The organism is Psychromonas sp. SR45-3, from assembly GCF_014163575.1.
Classification (GTDB): domain Bacteria; phylum Pseudomonadota; class Gammaproteobacteria; order Enterobacterales; family Psychromonadaceae; genus Psychromonas; species Psychromonas arctica.
In genome coordinates, this window is record NZ_JACJDP010000074.1 from 1 (window position 1) to 4,057 (window position 4,057).

General features: G+C 32.9%; 4 protein-coding genes. 1 reads left to right on the forward strand and 3 read right to left on the reverse strand.

The annotated features are described in order from the left end of the window. Positions 1–753, forward strand: a 753-nt coding sequence (gene tnpC, locus H5084_RS19045) for an IS66 family transposase (RefSeq protein WP_182692211.1), incomplete at its 5' end; no start/stop codon positions are given. A gap of 253 nt (positions 754–1,006) precedes the next feature. Here the strand turns inward: tnpC and H5084_RS19050 are convergent. The 3 genes from H5084_RS19050 to H5084_RS19060 all read right to left on the reverse strand — a co-directional run. Continuing rightward, entirely contained in the window at positions 1,007–2,179 is a 1,173-nt protein-coding gene (locus tag H5084_RS19050; RefSeq protein ID WP_182692212.1) for a hypothetical protein, read from the reverse strand. Further along, positions 2,172–2,621: a response regulator gene (locus tag H5084_RS19055; protein WP_182692213.1), complete on the reverse strand. Its 450-nt coding sequence runs from the start codon at positions 2,619–2,621 to the stop codon at positions 2,172–2,174. Before H5084_RS19055 ends, H5084_RS19050 begins: the two co-directional genes overlap by 8 nt. 5 nt (positions 2,622–2,626) lie before the next feature. Next, the coding region (locus H5084_RS19060) for a hypothetical protein (RefSeq protein ID WP_220486019.1) at positions 2,627–4,057 on the reverse strand (1,431 nt) is incomplete at its 5' end.

Below are 4,057 nucleotides of genomic sequence, written 5' to 3' on the forward strand. Positions count from 1 at the left end.
GATAAAGTGAATAGTTACATGTGGGTCTATTGCTCAGGGCAAGACTCACCAGTCCCGAATCATCCTGTCCCTAATATCGTACTTTACGACTTCCACAATAGTCGCGCAGCCACCTGCGTGGTCGACTACCTTAATGGTTATCAAGGCTACTTGCATGTTGATGGGTATCAAGCTTATGGTAAAACGCAGGCTACCCTCGTAGGTTGTTGGGCGCATGCTAGGCGCAAGTTCATTGAAGCGAAAAAGCTACAAGGTAAACATAAAGCAGGTAAAGCCGATGTCGTATTGAGTCTCATCCAAAAACTGTATGGCGTTGAATCCCGTATTAAAGATAAAAGCATCGATGAAAAATATACAGCAAGGCAAGCTGATAGTTTACCTATTATTAATAAGCTAAACACATGGCTTGAAGAGAATCAGCGACATTTAGTCGGTAACAGCAAGCTAATAGAAGCTGCTAACTATCTAGCCAATCAATGGCACAAGCTGATACGCTACCTAGATGATGGTCGATTAAGTATTGATAACAATCGGGCAGAGCGTGCAGTCAAACCGTTTGTGATAGGACGAAAGAATTGGTTATTTAGCCAAACGGCCAAGGGTGCCCATGCTAGTGCGACACTTTACAGTATTGTAGAAACCGCCAAGGTAAATGGTCTGATCCCATTTGATTACGTCAATGCTTGTCTTGATGAACTGTTCAAACCAGAACCCGGTATCGATAGCTTGTTACCATGGTATGTTAAAAAGTAGGTGTGGTTCGCTAGACGCTTACTTTGAACCCAAAGGAGTCAGAATTATTAAAAGCGTATATTCGAGATAATGACATTACCGTGAGTGGGTTGGTGAGGAACTTGGTTAAGCAGATTGTGGAAGAGAAAGCGTAAATAAAAAGAGATAGCTCATGTCAGCTATCTCTTATTTCGTTGAAATTTTGCGTGAGTGGCTAAGTCGCTTTCCCCCCCCCAAAAAAAAACGATAGGAACCGAGAAATTAGAGGAAAATTTTATGCGGCCAATTTAATTATTAAAAAACCAACTATTCCTAGCAAAGCAATATGCGGTAAAAAGTATATGACAGTATTTTTTATTGCAGAGTACAGCGTTACTTTTTTTCTAGCATCATGCCCCGCTGTAATACCAGTATCTAGATACAGTAACCATTCATCAAAAGTCTTTTTATTAAAAAAAGAACTATGGCCCCCTTCCCTATATTGATTTTTTACTGCATCTACATATGTTCCTTTAAAACCAACTCGGCCAGCCATTCCTAATCCCCAAGCAACGGAATGACTCAGAATTAGAGGAAAGTCAGATAATGCGCATTCATTTAAAATACCCTTTAAAGTATATTTGTTGATCAAGTCAGAAAATGGATATTTAGGTTTTAAAACACTACCACACAAAATAAACCGATTGAAATTAGGGCTAGATATCAACGACATTTCTTCAGCAGCTTGTTTCAAAATGTAAGTCCCAAAACTGTGTGCAATAATATCAACCTCCGAATCAGGGTACTGACTCTGTAGATCTAGTAGTTCTTTAACAAAAGAATTTACTTCTTTTTTTCTGAAATATGGAATTAAAAAAGAAATTATAGGAAAAAAGTTGTATTGGAATTTTACATGTTTTATTTCATTTCTATTTTTATCTATTAAATGATCATCAAAATCAGTTTGCCATTCGCCAAAAGTCATAATTCCATGTATTGAATAAATTATCTTCATTGCTTCTTTTTTTTCTACCGCTATTTCTTTCGTCGCAACATACTCTTGAATACTTATAATTATTTGAACAGCCCAGTCATCGCTACAATTATTATATTGATATGCAAAAACTCTTTGCTCGGAGAAACTTTTTGCCTGTTTTTTAAAAATTTCTGGGTGCTCGGTTAAACCAATTATTACATTTGGAATTTTAAAGCTACTTTTCCTTTTATTGATGCTATGTTTCAAAGTTCTTAGTAAACCTAAGCCTGCATTATCTAATTTTTTTCCTAAATTTCTCATCGGTAATTGCATATCTAAAATTAAAATATCAAAGTGTGATAATTTTAACTCTGTCTCAGCATCATAAATATTTGCAACATTACATATTGCTGTAACACCAATAGTAACTAATTTTTCCTTAATTAAATTATATTTAATCTCGTTATCTTCAACTACCAGTACTCTAATCAACTCTTTTGTCCTTAATTAAAATGCTTAACTGCTCTTTCCATTCATTTGATGAAGACTCCCAAGCAATAACGGAGCAAAGAAACTTTTTAAACCTAATTAATAATTCAGATCTCAGTTTTTTCAATGATACTTGATCATCATGATGCCCAAATACATCATGCTGAGTTAATATTGCAGTCGGAAGAGAAAGTCTTTTATGCTTCATGTGAATTAAAATATCTTTTCCAGCTAAATGCTTTATGTCAGTATCATCTTCTTTATACCTAGGTAAACTCATATCTAAAATAAAGAAATCAAAACTCGTTGTTGATAAAGCTTCAATTACATCATCCTTATTGTCTACAATCTGAATGAGGGATTCATCAAATTTCATTTCATCAATCAAGAAATCAATAATTTGCTTTTCTTTAAAATTATTATCTTCAGCAACTAGAATTAACATAGTTATTATTCCTTTATGATTAAACTCGAATTATTAAAAATAATTACAACAGAAAAACGATTCTCTTCAATATTTATCTGAATAGAGTTTTTAACATTTAACTCTTGCTCAAATATTCGTTTTATTTTATAAAATCCGCTGTTATTTTCTCTATTAGCTTTATCAAGGTAATTAATATTATTTACAGTTTCGTTAATTGTCCCAACTTTACCCATATCAATTCCCTTAGAGTTAGAAGAGATAACAAAATGTGACTCATCTCCAACTTCAGATATCTTAATATCTAAAGAGCACTCGGTTGCATTTTCTCTGCGTTTAACTGCATTCTCTATTAGAATTGAAAATACGCGAATGAAATTGGATAAATGAGTACCATTAATAAGCAATGTTTGTTTTTGACCAAGAGATTGCTTCATCTTTACTTTTGGGAACATTTTTTCAACAAAATTAAAAGCTTCTAATACTGGTACATTGATAGGGAAATGTTCTCCAGCGGACTTTGAAAAATCAAGCCAATTAGTTACAACTTTAACTTCTTCAATTAAATCTGTGCGAGCTAGTGCTATTCGGTCATTAATTCTATAGGCATTTGGACCTAGAGCGTTTGCTACCGTTTTAATTTCTTTAAAATAATCATTAACTTGCGCCAACAAAACTTTTTCAAGTACAACCTTACCTTGCTTAATTAATAGATTGGCTTTACGGTCTAGATCAGAAATTATATTATTAATCACTTCCTCATACGTTGACCCTGCTTTTATTAAATCTAATATACGATTTACATCATCACTTGCAAAAGTGAACTTAAATAGCGACTCATCAGAAGATAAATCATTTGTAGAAATCTGTATGAATTTTACTTTTATTCTCCCAAGCAATTTATCAATTGATGATGAGAATTCTTTAAAAGCGTCCTGTAAAATTTCATAATAATGGAGATTTAATATATTTTTGAAGTAATCACTAAAAAATTCATTATCTAAATACAGACCGTTTAGTTTCTTACACATTAAATCATGTTTTTCAAATACAGAACGCAGAAATGGAACAATTCCATTGTGTCTAATATCAACATTCAATGATACATCTAGGCCAAACACAGAATCTAATGTGTAAATATCTCTTATTTCCATCATCATGGATGCTGCTTTATTAAAAGATTTTTTATCAGTCCTCACAAATATCTTTTCTTTGCTATCTAACCTAGAATTTTCGGTATATTTGGTTTCTTCTTCACCATCTTCTTCGATCAGACTAATTAATTCTTCAAAATCTGTTTTGTATAAATTTTTCGCTTTTACAAAAACCTTAGCTCGATCGACTTTAAGTTTACCTTTCCCTAATTTTTTCATGCATAGGTTTTTCGTATACTCATGTAATAACAGTTCATGTTCATCTTTAATTGACTGAGTTTCTGAGTTGTGTTCAAGGAGATT

Coding starts and splice junctions, on each gene's coding strand:
- H5084_RS19055 (WP_182692213.1), bottom strand. CDS start 2,621: ATGTTAATTCTAGTTGCTGAAGATAATAATTTTAAAGAAAAGCAAATT.